17 protein-coding genes are annotated in these 20,179 nt (G+C 40.8%); 14 read left to right on the top strand and 3 right to left on the bottom strand.

Features of this window, described 5'->3' with window-relative positions; all coding sequences use genetic code 11:
• Positions 1-62: 62 nt before the first annotated feature.
• Positions 63-3,992, bottom strand: coding sequence for a Dyp-type peroxidase (locus ACTJKC_RS04760; protein ID WP_440790509.1), 3,930 nt, complete (start codon positions 3,990-3,992; stop codon positions 63-65).
• A 619-nt stretch (positions 3,993-4,611) separates the two neighbouring features.
• On the opposite strand from ACTJKC_RS04760, the gene ACTJKC_RS04755 reads away from it, so the two are divergent.
• From ACTJKC_RS04755 to ACTJKC_RS04735, 5 genes are read left to right on the top strand one after another with little or no spacing between them, the layout of a single operon-like run.
• Positions 4,612-7,746 carry a SusC/RagA family TonB-linked outer membrane protein gene (locus tag ACTJKC_RS04755; RefSeq protein WP_440790508.1) on the top strand — a complete coding sequence of 1,045 codons (3,135 nt, stop codon included), beginning with the start codon at positions 4,612-4,614 and terminating at the stop codon, positions 7,744-7,746.
• Between the two features lie 13 nt (positions 7,747-7,759).
• The gene (locus ACTJKC_RS04750) at positions 7,760-9,241 is read left to right on the top strand and encodes a RagB/SusD family nutrient uptake outer membrane protein (protein WP_440790507.1); all 1,482 of its coding nucleotides are present in this window, start codon (positions 7,760-7,762) and stop codon (positions 9,239-9,241) included.
• A gap of 28 nt (positions 9,242-9,269) precedes the next feature.
• Positions 9,270-9,422, top strand: coding sequence for a hypothetical protein (locus ACTJKC_RS04745; RefSeq protein WP_344848787.1), 153 nt, complete (start codon positions 9,270-9,272; stop codon positions 9,420-9,422).
• Between the two features lie 10 nt (positions 9,423-9,432).
• A complete protein-coding gene (locus ACTJKC_RS04740) occupies positions 9,433-9,633 on the top strand; it encodes a hypothetical protein (protein ID WP_344848785.1) in 201 nt (66 codons plus the stop codon).
• Entirely contained in the window at positions 9,617-10,591 is a 975-nt protein-coding gene (locus ACTJKC_RS04735; RefSeq protein ID WP_440790506.1) for a sterol desaturase family protein, read from the top strand. Before ACTJKC_RS04740 ends, ACTJKC_RS04735 begins: the two co-directional genes overlap by 17 nt.
• Before the next feature lie 45 nt (positions 10,592-10,636).
• On the opposite strand, the gene ACTJKC_RS04730 is transcribed toward ACTJKC_RS04735, so the two are convergent.
• A complete protein-coding gene (locus tag ACTJKC_RS04730) occupies positions 10,637-12,499 on the bottom strand; it encodes a LuxR family transcriptional regulator (RefSeq protein ID WP_440790505.1) in 1,863 nt (620 codons plus the stop codon).
• A gap of 199 nt (positions 12,500-12,698) precedes the next feature.
• Here ACTJKC_RS04730 and ACTJKC_RS04725 point away from each other — a divergent pair, with 199 nt between their 5' ends.
• The 4 genes from ACTJKC_RS04725 (at position 12,699) to ACTJKC_RS04710 (ending at position 14,887) form a co-directional block, all read left to right on the top strand.
• Positions 12,699-13,031 (top strand): DUF4870 domain-containing protein, encoded by a 333-nt coding sequence (locus ACTJKC_RS04725; RefSeq protein ID WP_440790504.1) that lies wholly within the window; start codon positions 12,699-12,701, stop codon positions 13,029-13,031.
• Between the two features lie 22 nt (positions 13,032-13,053).
• Complete coding sequence (tssD, locus tag ACTJKC_RS04720; protein WP_440790503.1) at positions 13,054-13,569, top strand: type VI secretion system tube protein TssD; 516 nt, start codon at positions 13,054-13,056, stop codon at positions 13,567-13,569.
• Positions 13,570-13,634: 65 nt separating this feature from the next.
• Entirely contained in the window at positions 13,635-14,294 is a 660-nt protein-coding gene (locus tag ACTJKC_RS04715) for a suppressor of fused domain protein (RefSeq protein ID WP_440790502.1), read from the top strand.
• A 65-nt stretch (positions 14,295-14,359) separates the two neighbouring features.
• A complete protein-coding gene (locus ACTJKC_RS04710; RefSeq protein WP_440790501.1) occupies positions 14,360-14,887 on the top strand; it encodes a hypothetical protein in 528 nt (175 codons plus the stop codon).
• Positions 14,888-14,905: 18 nt separating this feature from the next.
• Here the strand turns inward: ACTJKC_RS04710 and ACTJKC_RS04705 are convergent, their stop codons facing one another.
• Complete coding sequence (locus tag ACTJKC_RS04705; protein WP_440790500.1) at positions 14,906-16,750, bottom strand: helix-turn-helix transcriptional regulator; 1,845 nt, start codon at positions 16,748-16,750, stop codon at positions 14,906-14,908.
• A gap of 229 nt (positions 16,751-16,979) precedes the next feature.
• On the opposite strand from ACTJKC_RS04705, the gene ACTJKC_RS04700 reads away from it, so the two are divergent.
• The 5 genes from ACTJKC_RS04700 to ACTJKC_RS04680 all read left to right on the top strand — a co-directional run bounded on the left by ACTJKC_RS04700 (position 16,980) and on the right by ACTJKC_RS04680 (position 20,177).
• On the top strand, positions 16,980-17,309 hold the full coding sequence (locus ACTJKC_RS04700; RefSeq protein WP_344848771.1) for a DUF4870 domain-containing protein: 330 nt from the start codon (positions 16,980-16,982) through the stop codon (positions 17,307-17,309).
• A gap of 10 nt (positions 17,310-17,319) precedes the next feature.
• Complete coding sequence (locus tag ACTJKC_RS04695) at positions 17,320-17,850, top strand: hypothetical protein (protein ID WP_440790499.1); 531 nt, start codon at positions 17,320-17,322, stop codon at positions 17,848-17,850.
• Positions 17,851-17,962: 112 nt separating this feature from the next.
• On the top strand, positions 17,963-18,529 hold the full coding sequence (locus tag ACTJKC_RS04690) for a hypothetical protein (protein WP_440790498.1): 567 nt from the start codon (positions 17,963-17,965) through the stop codon (positions 18,527-18,529).
• 95 nt (positions 18,530-18,624) lie between these two features.
• Positions 18,625-19,626: a hypothetical protein gene (locus ACTJKC_RS04685; RefSeq protein ID WP_440790497.1), complete on the top strand. Its 1,002-nt coding sequence runs from the start codon at positions 18,625-18,627 to the stop codon at positions 19,624-19,626.
• Positions 19,626-20,177, top strand: coding sequence for a hypothetical protein (locus tag ACTJKC_RS04680; RefSeq protein ID WP_440790496.1), 552 nt, complete (start codon positions 19,626-19,628; stop codon positions 20,175-20,177). The genes ACTJKC_RS04685 and ACTJKC_RS04680 overlap by 1 nt, the downstream gene beginning before the upstream one ends.
• Positions 20,178-20,179 lie beyond the last annotated feature (2 nt).

Raw genomic sequence — 20,179 nt, 5'->3', positions numbered from 1 at the left:
ACTATAATTGTATTTATAGGACAAAAGCCTGAAAAAATATTTCAGGCTTTTGCCCTTATTTCCTACCCCTCCACCATTTTATGATGGAACGGGCATTTACTAATATCTCCCTCCATTTTATCAACTGCTACCATTTCCGGTTTAGAAACCGGTCTTCTTCTGTGCTGATCCTGCGTAAGCGGGAACACCGAAGTAAAGAAATTAGACCAGCCACCTGTGCGTACACGCAACAGATCGAACTGTTCGGGTGAGCCTACGGCCTGGCCATAAGTATCAGGACTGGCCACGGTTATGGTTAGGATATTCGAAGAATGACCTTCGGCAAATTGCTGCATCACCTTTACAATTTTATCTGCAGGGTAATTTTCGTCGATGTTATAATCAGTTGGCGCACCATCCGTCATCAGGTCGGTACCTTTTCCTTCAAATCCCGCAAGCGAATTTTCAAAACCTGCATATTGGTGGTCGATCGGTAAATCCATCGGGCTTGGGGCCGAACTTAAATCGGAGGCTACTGCAGTGCCCAATCTACGTCCATCGGCACTGGCACCATTCCAGGCACCCATTTCTACATGGTTTTCGAAAGTACCCACACCCGGTTGGATCTGAATTCCGAAAGGGTGTTCTTCGGTACCATAACGTGCCGCCAGGTTTTGCAAAGCACTGTACATCTGCGGCAGTGGCCTGGTAAAGGTTTCAACCGAAATCCTCGCAATGCCTTCTACAATTTTGTTTCCGAAAGTATCAATTTCCTGATATCCTCGGCCATAGCGTGGTAAACTTAATGCAATATCCCTTAAACGTTTAAAACGGTCAGAACGGCTGGTAATGCGAGAATCTCCTGCCAGAGTACTGATGAAAGGCTCCGTCATTTTATAACCCCAATCGCAGCATAAACATTCTAACAGTTCGGGCAGGGTGGTTACGGCATTTTTATCATCGAATACCATTGTTTTAATGGCATATAAAGAATTAATCGTTGAGCTTAACGAAATGTAGCAAGGGCCATAAATGTTGTATTTGGTACCTCCACTGTAAAAGTCTAATCCGCGGGCCAGGCAATCATCCATTAGTACATTGAGTATCGGCGAAGGGCAGAATCTGGTATTGGCGCCAAACCCCATCAACTGTCCGTTAAAGGCTTTACGGTTTAACAGTTCGAAATGCTGAAAATAGATTTTAACGAGCTCATCAAAACTTTTAATCTGATCGGCCGGTTTAGAATTAAGGGATACATTTTGTCCGAAAAGGTACGACTGACCTGCAGAAGAATAAGTTCTGCCCTGGTTCAAGGCACATTCTAAAGGTTGTAAAGTAGAAAATCCACCGAGCGAGAACCAGTTTTCTCCGGGGAACTGAGGTTCGTAACAACCATCGCAGGCGTAATTCTGTGCCGATTGCATGCTTACGGCAGAATTCCAGCTTTTGTTTTCAGTGCCGAGATTTCCCCCCACATCATCGCCACTGTGGTAAAGCCCTTCAATAATTTTTTCATCGTTAAGTAATATCGGATGAGCACCGCCCGAAAGGATGGCGTGTGCAGCCTCTTCAAGAATTTCTTTTGGAATATCTTTGCGGGTGCGCAGGGATAAACAAGGCGCGTTTAAAGGCAACCTGCCCGAAGCGCGGATAAAAAGTTTGGTTACTTCATTATAAGCAGGTTTACTCAAGGCAAAATCTACACCATCCGCAACGGTTCCGCCTACGGTAATCTGCTGGATCCACTGGCCCAAAGAGGCACCTTGCGGGTAAGGACCAGAGGCACCGCCCATGGCCAGGTTGCCAAAAGGCTGGTGATCTTCCATAAAGATCCGGTTCTGCTGCACTTTTTCATCCAGTTTGATGTAAAAAGCATCGATAATTTCCTGTGCATCATCTTCCGATATCTCCCCTTTTTCGTAGAAGGGCTGTAACAGCTGGTCCATTCTGCCAATAGCAGTAGGTTCGCCATTAAGGTGTAGGCAAGAATGCAGGGTAAAGATAAACTGCACGGCTTCTACAAAAGTTTCGGGTTTATCTGCCGAAAGTTTTTTCATCCGTTCAGCAATTGCCAGTAAATTGGCTTTTTCCCAGGCCTGCCCTTCGGCCATTTTACCGGCCGTTTCCCTGGCTAATTTTTCGTAGTTCAGGATGTATTCGGTAATGCCTTCTAAAGATAAATAAGAGGAACGGTAAAAATCTTTCAGTTCGGGTGTGGTGGCTTGTTGTTCGTAAGCCAATACCTCTTCCTTCATCTGTTTTAAGCCTTTTTGTATGGCTTTTTCATAATGCGGGATAACGTGCCCTACGCCGGAAGCCTCACTCAGGTTGCTCAAAAAGCCATCCATGCGTTCGGTTTCTGAAAGGTATTTCATCACATAACGCCCTTCACCTAAAGAGAGGTTCGGCATGGCGCCCACAATAATTTCTTCGGGAGAAATCCGGTAGGTATCCGAGCCATATACACATTCTCCTTTCGATTCGATAAAGGCAGAATAGGCATGTAAACTTCCGTCAGGAAAGCGGATTTTACGCCCGCGGAAACCATATTCGGGCGAGCTAAACAGCTGTAAACTCATGCGTACGGCCCATCCTTTCCTCACCATGATGGATTCTTTCATGATGTTGGCAGGTTTATCGGCGCCCTGGTAAGCATTGATATAATATTGCAGGTCTTCTTTAATTTCTTCCTGCTTGCGGTTAAAATACCAGTTATCCTGCCATAAAGAAAAAATGTTTTCCATTAGGCTCAGGATGCGGTTAGTAGGCACTTTAAAATACTGGTTGTGCCTGTTAATGCCCGTAGCCATGGTAAACAGGTAGTTTTGATGGTTATAATACATCAGCCCGTTTTTGGAAGCATCCTGATAATGGCGGTCTAACCTCGACCAGTCTACCCCCGGAAACCTCGACCAGTCGCCATTTTCCATAAACGAGAAATTATTGCGGTAATCGGGATGTTGATCCAGGCCCAGATCGTTAATGCTTGGGATATAGAAAAACCCGCCGAGATCAGATTTGAGGTGATTGAACAAACGATCGTTCATAAAGCCTTTATCGCCACCAATCTGGTTGCTCATGATATTTTCGAGAATGGATGCTTCTTTGGCAAAACCTGCAAAATAAATGCCTTCTTCATCAGAAACAGTGACCGATTTTGGCGCCCTGAAACCGATAGAAGATTGTTTTGCACGGCCAAAAGGCAAACCTAAACGCAATATCGGTGTGGTATTGCCCTGCTCATCCTGCAACCTTGCCGATTTGATGTGGCTGCGCGAATCGCGGTCCGGGATAATGGTATCGTCGGTTTTACGGCCAATCAGGTCTTCAATCTGATCTTCGGTCATCATATTGATCTGGTTCCAGTTGATCACAAAACGTTGTGCCAGTACAAATGAACCCCCAAAATGGTCCATATCTTCGCCCCCGATCAGGGTATGTTTGGCAATGGTTATCGGATCGGAAGGATTGTTGAGGTTTTCAGAAAAACGGCAGCCCAGCACTTTACCTTTATTGCCGTCTTTACTGTTTGATTTTGAAGCAGCATCCTGTGCAAAATAATGTTTGGTTACCTCTTTCAGGGCTTCTACAATCAGCTCCAACACCACTTCGCAGGCATTTTTACTGTCGCTTTTAATGTGGAACCAGATATCGCCTTCGGTATCATCGAACACACCTTTTGAGGCATCAAAAACATCAGAAGTATAAGGGTCGGTTTCAGATGGGAAATTAAGGCGCATCCCTTTTGGCAATGGCAACTTATCACTATTGCAGATTCCTGCCCAGTTTTTAAAGGAAACGCCCAATATTACCGAGGTGTTTCTATCCTTAAGTTCGGTATTGGTATTGATTTCTTTCCTTACGGAAGCCATCAGATCGGCCAGTTGCGAACGTTGTACGCGTATTTTGGTCCAAAAAGTGGTAAAAATAGCGAAGGGTGAAGGATAAACTAATCCCCGCTGGCAGTGTTTCCATACTTCATCTAATCTTTCTTCCAGTTTGAGTGTTTTCATTTTTGAGCAGTTTATGTTTGTATTTGGTTAATATTACCTTTGGAATGCACAGGCATATACTACCCTAAATAACTACATTTTTACGTATTAAAACACCGTATAATCACCCTATTTATAAAGTGGAATTTGTAAGAGAAGATTACATTAACAAGGGCAGCTGTTTTAACTTATGTGGTAAAACAAATTTTATTTCCTGCTGACAGACAAGTACAAAGACAAAAAATATTCAGTTTCAAAAAAAGAATACTAAATCCATAGTCTTTATAGTTTATATAAAATATATTTTTATATTTGTCAAAATAATGTTGTTAAACCCAACGATAAATAAAAGAACAATGCACCATTTACAATTTGTTACCATGCGAATGTGCCTTTCCTGTTGTTGCTAACCGGCAGCGCTCTTTTTCTCAAATTTTAATAAAAATAATTAATGGCCTAGGTTAACTGGAAGCGTATAACCTGTTAAAACAGCATAAGAAAATGAAATAGCGTCTATAAAAAAACAAAACCGACAGGGAAGCCCTGCCGGAGATTATTTGATAACCAGCGTAACGCCAATCACTTCTGGTTACCAAGTTTTACCAACAATTAAGATTATTAAATAAAACTGTATAAATATATGGAAAAATCTATCCATAGAAAAAAAATAGCCGTTAGGCTGATGGTATTTCTTGCAATTGCCATATTTACAAAAAATGCAAGCGCCCAGGATGAGCGTAACCCGATCATCAATTCTACTTTAATAGGAACGGTAAAAGATTCGGTAAGTAAACAGCCAATCGGTAATGTGGTATTGTCCATTAAAGGAACCACACATGCGGTTACTACTGCTGCCGATGGCAGTTTCTCTTTTCGTACCGGCCAAAAGTTCCCTTATACCCTTATCATCAGCTTTATTGGTTATCAAACCAAACAAATTGTGGTTGATGGAAGTCCGGTTGCCATTTTACTTTCAGAAAAGGCAGGCAACCTGAACGATGTGGTGGTAATGGGTTATGGTACACAGAAAAAAAGTGATGTTACCGGCTCCGTGGCTTCGGTTTCTAAAACCTTACTGGCACAGCCATCGGCAAGTTTCGATAACCTGCTGCAGGGTGGTGTATCCGGCATTGGTGTAACGCAAAACTCAGGTCAGCCGGGTGGTACTGCGACAGTAAGGATCAGGGGCGGTAATTCCATTTCTTTCGGCAATGCCCCGCTTTATGTAATTGATGGCTTTATCGTTTACAATAACAATGATAATGCAAACGTGGGATCGATCGGTACAAGTTCGAATGCGCTCTCTACCATTAACCCGAGCGACATTGAATCGGTAGAAGTATTAAAAGATGCCTCAGCAACAGCGATATATGGTTCAAGAGGGGCCAATGGGGTGATCATCATTACCACAAAAAAAGGGAAAAAAGGAGTTAACAATGTCAATTATAACGCTTATTACGGTACGCAGCGGGTAGCCCGGAAGCTAAATTTACTAAACGGCAGCCAGTGGGCGGCATTGATCAATGATATTAACACGAGCGATGGGGTAGCGAAAACCTATACCGATGCGCAGATTGCGGCCTTCGGAACCGGTTCCGACTGGCAAGGTTCGGCATTAAGCAGTGCACCAATTTTTAACCAGGAGCTTTCGGTATCAGGCGGAGATGAAAAATCAAGGTACTTAATTTCGGGCAATTATTTTAAGCAGGATGGTGTAATTACCAATTCGGGTTATGAAAGGTACTCGGCCAGGATTAATTACGAAAAAGACATTTCTGAGAAATTTAAGGTTACAGCCAACTTTTTCGGAAGCAGGTCGATAGAAAATAAACTGGCGGGCAGCGCTTACAACAGCATCAACTTTAGCAATGCTTATGCAAATTTAATCCTCACGGCTCCTGTTGCCCAGATTAAAAATGCCGATGGCAGCTATAATACCAGCAATCCATTAAATGCCACGCCAACCAATCCGCTACAGGATATTGCAACAACCACCAACCAGAATACCCTGAACAGGATTTTAGGCAATGCGGCTGCAGAATATAAAATTTTAAAAGACCTTACCTTAAAGGTAACTGCCGGGGTAGATATTTTAAATACGAACCAGCAATATTATGCACCGTCTTCTACGGCCTCACCCGCCGGGGGCTCTACAGGCTATGCCACCAAAGGTTATGCTGCACTGGGCTCGGGAAATGCATTGAGCTGGCTTAACGAAAATACCTTAACGTATAACCACACCTTCGCTGAAAAACATTTTTTTAATGCACTTGTAGGTTACAGTACGCAGTACGAAAACGGAAAATCTTTTACCACCTCTGCACAACAGTTCCCAAATGATTTAACCAGCTTTGATAATTTATCGTATGCGGGCATTGCCAACCTGCCCAGCTCGGCGGCACACAGTTCGAGCCTGAATTCTGTTTTGGCGCGTATTAATTATTCATACCTCCACCGTTACAACATTACTTTATCCGAAAGGGCTGATGGCTCATCCAAACTGGGCAAAGAAAACAAATGGGGATTCTTTTCTTCCGTTGGGGTTTCGTGGAATGTAAATGATGAGGAATTTTTTAAGCCGCTGCAAAATGTAGTAAACAGCTTTAAAATCCGTTTAAGTGCGGGGCAAACAGGTAATTCGGAGATCCCGCCTTACAGTTCGCTTTCTGTGTTAGCGCCCAGCAATTATTACCTGGGCAGCAAACTGGTTACGGGAATATCTCCGATCCAGATTGCAAATCCCGACCTGAAATGGGAAACCACCACACAGTATAATGCAGGCGTAGACCTGGGCTTTTTAAACAACCGCATCTCTGTTACTTTTGATGTTTACAGCAAAAAAACCACCGATTTATTACTTAATGTGCCCTTGCCTTTATACACGGGTTATGCCAGTGCCTTAAAAAACATCGGAAGTGTATCCAATCGGGGTATTGAGTTCTCTGTGAATACGGAAAACATTAAAACGCAGGATTTTAACTGGAAAAGCACGATCATTTTTAGCGCAAACCGCAATAAAGTGCTCAATTTGGGCGAAAATGTTAAAAGTTTCTTCCCGGTAGCACCAACAGGGCAGGTATCGCCGGTAATTGTGGAGGTTGGTTTACCAGTTGGTACTTTTTGGGGTTATAACACCAACGGACTTTTAACAAGCGCGGATCTTAGCAATGGCACACCATTATTGGGCGGGGTGCCGCAGCAGGCCGGCGACACGAAATATGTGGATAGCAACCGGGATGGAGTGATTACCACAGCCGATAAACATAGCCTGGGCAGCGCACAGCCAAAATTTACAGGCAGTTTAAACAATACATTTAATTACAAGGGGTTAGATCTATCAGTATTTTTTCAGGGATCTTATGGCAATAAAGTATTCAATTTATTGCAGCAGAGTTTGGAGCGGCCAACGCTTACACAAAATGCTTCTGCCACGCTTTTAGACCGATGGACGCCACAGCACCAAAACACTACGGTTGCCCGGGTAACCAATTCGCCTGTACCGCAGGTAACCGACCGTTTAATTGAGGATGCCTCCTACTTAAAGCTTAAAAATGTATCGTTAGGCTACACCTTTAAAACGGATTGGGCAAATAAGATTAAGCTAAAAAGTTTAAGGTTTTATGTATCTGCCCAAAATTTATTTACGGTTACGCATTACACCGGCTTAGACCCTGAGGTTAATTTTTACGACAACGACAATACTAAGCAGGGCATCGATTTTGGAACCTATCCCGCCACCAGAACCTTTCTGGCTGGCCTATCTATCACTTTATAATATTGATATACAGATGAAAAAAACAATCACCCAACCCATAATCTGGTTATTAATCCTCATCATATTTACGGCCACAGCATGCAAAAAGCTCGAAGAAAATCCGAGTTCGGTTATTGTGGGTTCGCAGTTTTTTAAAACACAGTCTGATGCCATTTCTTCGGTTAATGCAGTTTACAGTTCTTTAAACAGCGATCCGAACGGCGATTTCCCTTTATATGGCCGTCAGCTTAATTTACTGGTCGAAAATGCCAGCGATAACCAGATTTTTAGTCCCAGCAACACCAACCCCGATGTACGGGCACTGGGTGTATCTACTTATATCCCATCAAACAGCAGGATACAGAAGGTTTGGCAACAATTGTACTTCGGCATTAATAAGGCCAATATTGCCATTGATAATATACCCAATGTTTCGGCAGATACCGTATTAAAAAACAGGCTGGTACGCGAAGCGAGATTTATAAGGGGCCTGCTTTATTTTAACCTCGTAAGATTATATGGCGATGTGCCTTTGGTGCTGCACGAGCCTAAAAGCGTAAACATTGAAGATCTATTGGTTAAAAGAAGTGCTACTGCAACGGTTTACCAGCAAATTATTGCCGATTTAACCGAGGCCACCAGTTTACCTAAGAGTTATGGCAGTGCAGATTTGGGCAGGGCAACATCGGGTGCGGCGCATGCACTTTTGGCCAAGGTATATGTTACGCAAAAATTATGGCCAAATGCACTGGTTCACCTTAACACGGTAATTAATGGAGGTTATGGTTATGCCCTGTTTCCAAATTATAGGGATGTTTTTCAAAAAGCGACCAAAAATGGTATCGAACATATTTTTTCGGTACAGTTTGAAAGCAATTTAGGGGCTAAAAATGTGGTACAGAACCTGAGCCAGAGTTTTACCTCTTTTAATACGGGCACTTTCCCTATTGATGTGCCGGCAAACAAAAGTGTTTACGAACTTTTTTCTGCAGCTGATACGAGGCGCGAAACCACCTTTTACGATTCTGTTTATAATGCGGCTACGGGGAAATATGTGGTTTTCAAAAACGCCTATACCCCCTATTTTAACAAATTTGTTGATTATACTTTAACCCCATTAAATACGCAGGCCCAAAGCGGGGTTAATTACCCGGTAATCAGGTATGCAGATATATTATTGCTTTATGCAGAGGTAATTAATAACATTAACGGTCCTGATGCTGAGGCTTATCGTGCGATAAACAGGGTTAGAGCAAGGGCAAAAATTGCCGATTTAACCCCAGGCTTAAGCGCAGATGCTTTTCGGGATTCTGTTTTTTTAGAGCGCAGAAAAGAGTTTATCCAGGAGGGGCACCGATGGTTTGATCTGGTACGGCAGGGCGCAACTGTTTATGTGGATGCCCTGAAAAAAATCCCGGAGAAATCGGCTGTTTCCTCAAAGAATATCCTCTTCCCTATTCCGCAGACTGAGAGAGAACTTAATACGCTGCTTACCCAAAATCCGGGATATAATTAATTATTCATTTATAAAAACGAAAGAAAATATGACAGCATCAGACTTTAGCATTTTAGGTAAAAAGATATTGGTTGGCATCATTGTCACGCTGATCCCCTTTATCATCATTTTTGGTGGTCTTTACCTCACCCAGCGTTTATTGGGCGATAAGCCATCAACCCAGATCATTCACAAAAACTAAATCATGAACCATGAAACTCGAAGAAAAAACCCGACAAAAAATCATTAGAAATGCGGTATTAAGCCTATTCATCTATGTATTGCCGATTGCGTTAATGTTTATAACCTTTTACATTACCGGCGAGCGGCCCTGGCTAAAACAACAGCATAAAGCTGAAAAAAGTAAATCTGTAAACCCTAAAAATTCATCAAACAATGGAACCAGTGATTAATTTTATCAGAAACATCATCGAAAACCTGAATGGTTTCGGTTTTCCTTTTTTAGTATTCTTTCTTGGGGTACTCGAATTCTCTTTTGGACTTTATAAAGGCAAGTGGCCAAAAAACGAGCGTTTTGTTGATATTGCCTGCTTTACGTTACCAAGATTGGTGATCAGGCCAGTTGTGGCTTATTATGGATTAAAATTTTTACCGGCCGTGCTTCCGGGGTTAAAAAACACCTTTGAGTGGGTTCCATTTTTTTGGGGCTGCATTATTATTGCCATTGCAGATGACCTTACACAATACTGGTACCACAGGCTGCACCACGAAATTCCATGGTTATGGCGTTTTCACCGTACGCACCATTCGGCATCCTATATGGGCATGACCATGGCCAGCAGGCAGAACGCCATTTATACGTTATTTTTCTCACAAACTTACCTCACCACGGCACTTGTATATCTGGGATTGGGCATACCTGCAATTGTGGTGCGGGGCATTAAGGGCACCATTACCACATTGGCACATTCGAGCATTCCGTGGGACAAACCTTTTTATAAATATAAAGTGCTGCATCCACTGGCCTGGGTATTGGAAAGAACAATTTCTACGCCTGCTACCCACCATGCACACCATGCCGCCACCACCGATGATGGTGTGGGCTATTATAAAGGTAATTTTGGCAACATGTTTTTTTTATGGGATATAATTTTTGGCACGGCTTTAATTACGAGAAAATATCCGAAAGCATATGGCATTTCTCATTACGAAGGCGACCAATGGTATGCACAGTTATTGTGGCCAATATTTAAATCGAAAGTTGCAGGCAGCGAACTGGCAAAAAATGGCCCTGTGGTAAGGGTAGATGAGCCGGCACCGGTTGTTCCTGCTCAAAAAAACACAGCAGTTATAGCAGAAGACGAAGAGGAATTTTATTACCAGCCACGGCCAACACTGGCTAAAAATTAAATTTAAAAGCCGGGAAGTTAAATTCCCGGCTTTTTTTAAGTGAGGCTAACCCAACTGTTGCAGAAAAAGGTTTAAATCGTCTTCTTTTCCTAGTCCAAGTTTCTGTTTTAAACGATAACGGCTCATGCGCACACTTTTAGGTTCGATGCCCAAACGGATAGAAACTTCTTTATTGGAGAGGCCGAGGAGCATATACGAGCAATATTTTAAATCGAGCCGGGTAAGTGTATAATTTGCCTTTTGCTGCAGGCGTTCGAAAAAGGCAGGATTGGTATCGAAAAAATCGGTTTTATGCTCTTCAAAATCCTTATCCATCTTTTTCTGCTGGTTTACAATTCTCTTAATCTGCGCATCAAGAGAAAGATGGCTTTCGGTGTTTACCTTGCCGGATATAATTTCCAGCAGTTCATTTTTTTCTTCAATCTGTAAATTACCGGCCAGTACTTCTTTCTCTAACCGCTCCTGGCGCTCTTTTAATAAAATCTGCTCGGTTTGGAGCTGCATCGTTTCTGCTTCTTTTAACTGTGCCCTTAACTCTGCCGCACCTTTTTCCTGGTCGATCAGCTCCTGTTTCCTGATGGAAGCTTTAAGTTTATAATTATAAGAGATGAGTAAAAAAAGCAGCGCTGCAATACCTGTTAAGCCCGAAATGATGTAAAAAACATTCAGTTTTTTGGTATATCGCGTCTGCTGTTGCAAATAAGCAATTTCCTGTTCCTTTTTTTCTGATTGGTATTGTGCTTCAATCCTGATGGTGTTATTTATTTTTTCTTCATCAAATGCCTTTTTATAATGGGTAACGTAAGCTTTTAAATACTTCAGTGCGGCTGCTTTATCTCCTTTTTTCTCTGCAATATTGGCAAGGCCCTGGTAAATCCTGGCTTGGGTAAGCGGCATTTTCACTACTCCACCCTCAATTTTGCCCAGTCCGGTAAGCAACAGTTTTTCTGCTGCATCGTAATTGCCATCACGCAGGGCATACTCGCTTCTTAAACCATAACAGTTGAGCAAAACTTCCATTAAATTCGTTTTTTCAGCTATTCCCATTGCAATAGCTACATACTTTTCGGCACTATCGCGGTAACTGGCAGGAAAATACTGAAAATAGGCATTCGCCGTATTTAAAGCTGCGGCAGCAGTATTACTGTATATAAGCATCCGGCCCTCTTGTTTTTTAGAGAGCTGAAGTGATTTTTTATAGGTAAGCAAGGCCGAATCGAGCAGGCTGCGTTTAAGGGTATCGAGTTTAAAACGATCAAAATAGGTTTGACCGATGGTAAAATAGGCGTTATTCAATAAATCAACCTGTTTACTTTTTATAGCCGTTAAATAACACAAACGGGCATATTTCTGCTGTTTTGATGGATTGTTGCCATAGCCATAAAAGCTGGCGAGGTAATGGTATATGGTACTTTCGTAATCACTGGCATTTTGCCCCTTAAAATAATCAAGTGCTTTTAAAAGCTTGGTTGTGGCCTTATCATTTTCATCATTGATGAGATCTAACCAGCCACTTCTAAACCATACAAAACCAAGGGCAACACGATCTTTTGTTTTTTGGGCATAATACAGTGCACTATCAAGGCTTTGGTAGGCATTTTTCAGGTCTTTTTTCCAAACATATAAATGTACCAGGGTAGCAAAAGCCATTGCCTTGCTTTTCCCGTCCTTTAGTTCCGATCCGATTTTTAGCGCCTCATCGGCCTGTTTAAAAGAAAGTGAAAGGTTTTTCTCAAAATTAGCCCTGGCCATTTTGCACAATATAATTACCCGCGTTTCTTTAGTGGTGCCATTTTGCTCCAGTAAATGATTTAAGGAATCGAGATAGATTTTTTGTGCTTCTGCATTTTTCGAAAAAAGGATAATGCAAAATAAAATACTTAATAATGTTTTCAGTGGTAGCTGCATAATCAAAATTAGGAAAGAAATAATTACAGCAACAGAATTACAACAAATAATTGGGATATAGCGGTTTAAAACGGCTTTTGTAGTCTCCTTGTAGACGCTTTTTTCGAAACAGGTAGTTGTAGTGTAGTCTGTGTTTTCTTGGCTGATGGTTACCGTGCAGGTAATTTTGTGTTATTCAATTCATTAAAAAATTAAAGTTATGAAACAGAAAACAATGGCCGTAATTGCCTACATCACCCTGATCGGATGGATCATTTCTTACCTGGAATTTAAAAAATCAACAGAGAAAAGCACTTTGGTCAATTATCATTTAGGGCAATCGCTTGGCCTCATCATTACTTCTATCCTGTTAAGTATAGTAAGTAGCGTTATCCTGGCCATTATCCCCGCTCTTGGAACTATTTTTTACCTTATTTTGTTAATCCCGTTTGTGCTGTTGCTGCTGGGTATTGTAGCAGCCAATAATGAGCTGGAAAAACCTGTTCCCCTAATCGGAAAAATATTTGAAGGGAAATTCAATTTCACTTCTTAACCTCAACTTAAAACCACCTCCTATGAAAACGAAATGGTATAGCCGGACGATAATATTGTTGTTATTGTTTTGCGGATTTAATGCAGTTGCCCAAAGTGAAGCACAGGCAGAAGTAGAATTAAAATTAACAGACAAAACCACCAACACCAGCCACAGCTATAAGCTTTATGGCGCCAGTTACTCTTTAAACAATCCTTTTTACGAACCTAATGAAGGTAAATTAATAAGCGATGGCAGTTGCAGCATTTCGATGGAGCTGGGCCAGGCGCCCGATGAATATTTATTGAAATGGCTGGCTGGCGGACTGAAAAACACCTCTGGCATAATTACGATGGCAAGCATTAACGACATTAAAAAATTGCGAAAGATTGCTTTTACCGATGCACAGGTTGCAGCTTCATCCGAAAGTTTTTACAGCACAAATGGCAGCAATACGTCGCCTCAGATCAGTTTTTATGTTAAAATGCTGGCAATTGACGGAACAACCATATTCTCGCTGCAAAAACAAGCGGCAAGCACCAGTAAAAATATGTTGTAATCGTATTTAAATATTAAAATGGCAAAATCTTTGAACAGCAATTAAAAACACATTTAATCAACCTTATGATGAACCCTGAAACCTATAAACAACAGTTTACCACCGATGATACCCCCGGATGGCAGGCCATAGATGATCAGCTGGAAAAAATTTACGGTACAACTGAAGCACGCCATTATCCACCTTTGTGCGGAATCCATTACATGGCCGGCGGAACGGACCCGATAGATGGTGCGAGTATTTACGACAGCAACCACCAGCACTTTCACCGGCACATCATTAGCTATGGCATGAGTGAACTTTATTACGACGAAGAAAAAGCAGGTGGCGAATTTAGCAAATGGGGCTTTGAATTTACCTTCAGGTTGGCGCCGTTTAAAGATGATGAAAGCGATCCCATCTGGGCCATAGAGGTAATGAACAATTTAGCGAGGTATGTATTTTCGAGTGGTAAATGGTTTGAAGAAAACCACTTCATTCCCGCTAACGGACCAATAAGGTTAAATACCGATACCCAGATAACGGGTTTTGTTTTTGCGTTGGATCCGGAACTGGGAAAAATTGAAACGCCACATGGCGAACTCAGTTTTCTGCAATTAGTGGGTATTACCGATACTGAGGTAGAAGAGCTGAAGAAAAACCCAACCGTTGGGGCAGTTGAAGAACTGATTAAAAACCTGAAAAAGGATAACCCTTTGTTAATTACCGACCTGAACCGTAAATAACCCGGGAAATTTAATCGGGTTTAAATAGCATCTGTAATTTTAGCAAAGCAATAATTGAAACTGTTATGCAACTAAGAAATATCTTTTTCGTGATGCTGATTTTGAGTTTAATCTCCTGTCAGTCGAAAAAAGCTTCCGGTTTAAAAATAACCCTTGAAGAAAAAGGCCGGGCTGTATTTAATATTATGGTGGGCAAAAACGGTCCTAATGAGCGGAAACTAAAATGCCTGATTAATGGCGATTTTCATTGCGCCCAACAGGCCATTAACGAAGAAGAACAGGCTTTTAATAAAATTATTAAAGAAATAAACGCCTTGCAAACAGATCATATTAAGCATGGCGATGAGTTAAAAGCAGCAACAATTAATTATTATGAAGCGGTTAAAGCATTGGAAATTTCTGACCGGCTGGATATTGCGCAACAACAGATAAGTCAGGATAAAGCAAATACAAGGGAAGTACGCGATGCGGCAATACAAAAACATTCACAATTGCTTAAAAGTAGTGTGGAACTGCACAAAGTGATCCGCAAGAAAGAACAGCTATTGGCCGAAGCACAAAAACAGTATAATTTGAACAATCATTTGGATTAGTTACCCGGATTTTTGCACTTAACCCATATCCTGTAAAAATAATTTCAGGTCTTCATCTTTCCCCAGACCCAACTTTTGCTTTATCCGGTAGCGGCTCATGCGTACGCTTTTAGCTTCCACATGCATCAATTGGGCAATTTTTTTGGTATCCAGTTTTAAATGAAGATAAGCGCAGAGTTTTAAATCGAGCGGAGTAAGTTTTTGTTGCGCCCTTTGATTTAATAAAGAAAAAAATTCGGGATGAACCTGCTGGATCTGAAATTTAGCCTCTTCGAAATCATTATCCAGCAACAACTCTTCGTTCCAGATTTTATTGATGTTAAGCGGGTGGTTATCGCTAAGTTTTTCCTTAATCTGAAAAAGCATTTCCTTTTTGTGCTCCAGTTGTAACTGACTGGCCATTACTTCTTTCTGCAATTGTTGCTGCTGGCTTTCCAATAAAAGCTGCTCTGCTTTTAACCTGGCCTGCTCCTCTTTTTCGAGTTTCATTTGCAGTTCGGCATCCTGTTTTTCCAAATGCAACTGTTTCTCACGCTGTAGCGAATACCTTAACCTGAAATGGTAAGAGCGGAACATAAATATAAGGCCTAATATGGAGGCAATGGCAATTCCAATATAAAGGTATTTCTGCTGCCTGGCATATTGTTCGCTCTGTTTTAACAGCTTTACTTCATTGTTTTTTTTTTCGGCCTCGTATTGCACTTCCAGTTTCTGGGCATTTAGTGTGCGCTTTTCATCGAAATACTTGTTATTAAACGCCGTTGCTTTTTTTTGGAAATCGAGTGCTTTTTCGTAGTTGCCGCGCTGCTCATAAAAGTTTGATAGTGCGGTTACCACATTAATTAAAGTATAATAATAAGGTACCTTTTTGTTTATCAATACGCTATAGGCTTCCTGCAAATAAGCATCGGCCATTACAAAGTTTTTGTCCCTTTTAGCATATTCGCTTAAAATGCCCAGGCTACTTGCCCGTACTTCTTCACCATTAATTGCACCCTTCATCACCTCATTCGCCATGCTGGCATAACGGATCGCATTTGCCTTTGCAGTTTGATCGGTATCGGAGAAGTACCTTAAATAATAATCGGCACTATTGATACAGGAAATGGCATAAGTTTTTCGGGCAACATAATTGGGGTATTGCAGGTAAAGATTTTGTGCCTTGTTTAAATAATAGATGATGCTATCGCGTAACGCTTCATTTTTGGTACTGGCATAGTTATAATCGGCCGCAACCGATAAAGCAGTATAACAATTGCTCAACAGGTTATAATCGGTTGTTTTTAAGGCATTTTCAGTAGCTGCAATGGCATATTTATTTACATTTTTAACATCATCCCTCCGCGAGTTTAGCATATATAACTGGTAATATATTTTGGCACTGAGGTACGGATCTGATGTTTCCCCCAACGATTTTAACGCGAGCTGGCAGTATCTGGTAATCTGCTCACTGTTATCAATGGCATTATAGAACAAGGCTTGTGCATAATAAGCATAGGCTAAAGCAATGGGCTTGCGCGACTGTTGGGCAATAGACAAAGTGGTATCACTCGCCTTTTTCGATAGCATAAATTCCTTAGTAGTGGTATATATGGCCACTTTTACGGTATAGGCCTTTGTAGCTTCTGTATAGTTTTTAAACTTTAATGCCAATGCTACACTCTTTCCGGCTTTTGCAATACCCGCTTTATAATCGCCGTTAATCCTGCTCCGCTCCGCCAGCTGTGTAAGCAATGCCGGTTTATCTTTTTCGCTCAGGTTATCGAGCGCAGTACTATCCAGTAAAGTCTGCGCACCGGCTGCAAAACAACCTGAAAATATTCCGGCTAAGAGTAATATCTTTTTAAAAACAAGATGTTTCATATTGTAAAATTAACATAAAGATTGAAACCCCGATATGATTGTAGACGAAAAACAAAAACCGAAACAAATAACAAATCGCTGATTAACAGTAGATTAACAACACCTGTAGATGTATTGTAGACGTTTTTTAAAAAACCTGTAGATGCTCTGTAGGCGCCAAAAGCTTTAAAAACCTGATGATTAGCGCCAACTTTGAATCAAATAATTTTCACACTAAAAATCTAAAATCATGAACAACAAATCTCTTGCAATCATTTCTTACATCACCATTATTGGTTGGTTAATTGCCTATTTCATCGGGAAAGACAAAGCTGACACCTTACTTAAATACCATTTAAGACAATCGTTAGGGCTCGCCATTGTAAGCATTATTTTTAATGTCGCATTTACCATTATCGCCAGTATAGTGCCTGCCTTGTCATTTTTAGGTCTCATTGGTTATGCTTTCATTATCCTGTGGATTTTGGGGATTATTAATGCAGCCAATGGCGCACTGAAACCTGTTCCGCTGATTGGTAAAATGTTCGAAGACAAGTCATCATTTGTGGGTAAATACTAAAAAGATGTTTATGCGCCTCAATTTCAAAAATGTCATGCTAATGGTGATGGTTTTAACCATCACCGCATGCGAATTTTCTTTAAACACACCCGAAGAATATTTTGACCGGGTAGCATTGAACACCAATTCCATATCGCGTTTTGGCGGGCAATATTTCAATACTTATCTAAGGTACATTAAGGGAGGTGCAAACACCCCGGATTTTAATACCTGTGAGAAATACCTTCGAAATAACTCAATCACAACTGTAGAACGCAATGTAAAAAAGATAAAAGACCTGCAGCCTACAAAAAAAACAAAACCGATGATTGATGCGGCGCTGGATCTTTACGCCTTTGTGCTGAAAAGCTATAAAACCGATCACCTGAAGGTTGCAAAAATGATTGATAGCCATGCCCCGGAAAACGATATCAATGTGGCCATAACCGAAATGGATAACAAAAGTTATGATGCATTTGTACAGAAATACAATAAGCTTTGGCAAATTGCCGATGTATATGCGAAAGATAACGGAATCGAAGTAAAAAAGATGCCTTTTTAACAATTGCAATTTCATCCAATCATTCAATAAATCCACATTCAATCATTCCCACATTCAATCATTCATTAATTCCTACATTCAATCATTCATTAATTCTATAATTCACCTACCTATGATAAACATAACAGATTTTAAAGAAAATTTAGGTTTGAGGGAAATCCCTGTTGAACTTGAAAAACTAATTTATTTTCAGAACAATATTTCTGCCTTCGAAAATTACAGCCAGGGTTTTGGTGTGTTGATAGACGATAAATCAGGACTACGTAGCTGGAGCGAAGATGAAGAATTTTTAAACCGGTTAATCCCTTTTGCACAGGCCAATGGTACCGGATCTTTTTACACGATATGGAACGATGGAAGTAACCAACCCTTGAACCAGATGCCTATTGTCGTTTTTGGAGATGAAGGTGGCGTTCATATTGTTGCTGAAAACATTTTGCAGCTTTTGCACCTGCTCACCTATGATGCCGAAATCTGGGTGGATTTTGATCAGGCCTATTTTTACAAGAATAAAAAGAGCTACGAAGAAAGTGAAGACTTTAGCCAGTACTTAAAATGGATGAAAGGCGATTACAACCTCACCCAGATTGAAGAGCCTGACGAATTAATTAAAACCGCACAGGAAAAACACAAAGAAAACTTTGATAAATGGTTTGGACAATATTTTAATGAAGATTAAATATACACGATGATACAGGAAATTAAAAACCTGCATTTTACCCTGCCATTGACCCGAGTTTTGAACGATACAAAACATTAAATTAATAAGCAGTAATGAACCACAACATCAGTAAAGGACTTTCGATATTCTGGAGCATCTATATGTTCTTTTTCGCTATCCCATTCCCCATGTTGTTATATTACAACATCAAAAGCGAAAACATGCCCAACCTGGTAGGCAGCAATGCGTGGTATTCGCTTGCTTTGCTTACCCTATCTATCCTGTTCTGGACCATATTGTTAATTGGTTATTACCGGAAATGGGTAGTCCGTCCCTTTTTGATCAAACGGAACATAGAAAAACTCAAAATAACCGGCGAACCGCGCGAGGCCAAAATATTAAAATCGACAAAAATTTCGAAACCGGGAGCAGCTTACGATAGCTACGAACTTACGCTTCAGTTTAAAAACCTGGTGGGCAGTACCGTTACTCAAATAACCACGTTAAACGATGCTAAACCTTATGAGCGCCGTTACGAAGTTGGCAAAACTGTTGGTATTTTGTTGGATAAAGAAGTAAAAAATGCTCCCTATTTTATTTTTGCGACTACAGAAGCAGGCATCAGAAAAGGGATTATTATGCTTAGCAACCTGGCCTGGCTAAGCTTTGCTGCTATTGTTGTTGCTTATTATGTTTATTCTTATTATTCGGAAAGCGGGGGCATGGGCTGGCGTTTTATGAGTATTGGCCATCCTCTGTTAACCTGTGCATTTATGTTGCTGCTTTACCGTGCTTTTGGAACTTTTATCCTTCGAAAATTTATTGGCAAACCTGATAAATTGTTCCAGATTAAATTTAAAGGTACGCAAACAAACGCCCGATTGTTAAAAGCCAGCCAAACCGGAACTTACATCAATGAGCAACCCATGATTAATTTTGAGCTCGAATTTACAGATCAGTTTTACCATAAGCACAGGGTGAACATCAAAAGGATTGTAAATCTGCTCGATCTGGATATGACCAAACAGGAATATGTTTCTATTTTTTATCTTAAGGAGGATCCGCAGCATGCTGCTTTTGAAAGAGATTTAAATGAAGTTGAAGGAGAATTCTGATGAAAAACCCAAAGCAATTTTATAGCCTGTTTATACTTTTCAGCTTGCTTACACTGAGTTGCAACCATATTACCAAAAGCATAGATGAAACCTTTCATCCAAACGATTCGCTGGTTAAAAAATATAATAAAGAAAATCACTTTGATACAAATGGCGAATATACCGGATCTACTAAAACCAGTACAGCCACTGCTGTACAGCGCCACCAGGAAAGAACAATAGTGATTAATGACGATACTGTTAACACCCCCGAAATGGAACTTAAAGCAAAAGAAATGTTCCACGACATCGAATTGTTAAAGCAAAAGAACGATCCTTTAGCAGCCAAAGAAATTCAGAAAAGGGTAAATAAGTTTTTAAAGGAGATGGAACTCCCGCAAGGCGATCTTAAAAAAACTGATACAGATAAACCGGTAGCTAAGGCTAAAAAAGGAATGTTAAGCGCCTCAGATCTGGAAAAAGCTGAAGATCATTTGAAAAATTTACCACAATACCGTAACAAAGAAATTATGGTGTACCAGTCGGTTCATTTTTACGATAATGGTCCATAAAC

It is taken from the genome of Pedobacter sp. 22226, from assembly GCF_052045455.1.
In the GTDB taxonomy this organism is placed as follows: domain Bacteria; phylum Bacteroidota; class Bacteroidia; order Sphingobacteriales; family Sphingobacteriaceae; genus Pedobacter; species Pedobacter jeongneungensis.
The sequence above is the reverse complement of the archived record's forward strand: the minus strand, read 5'-3'. Positions and strand labels throughout refer to the sequence as shown.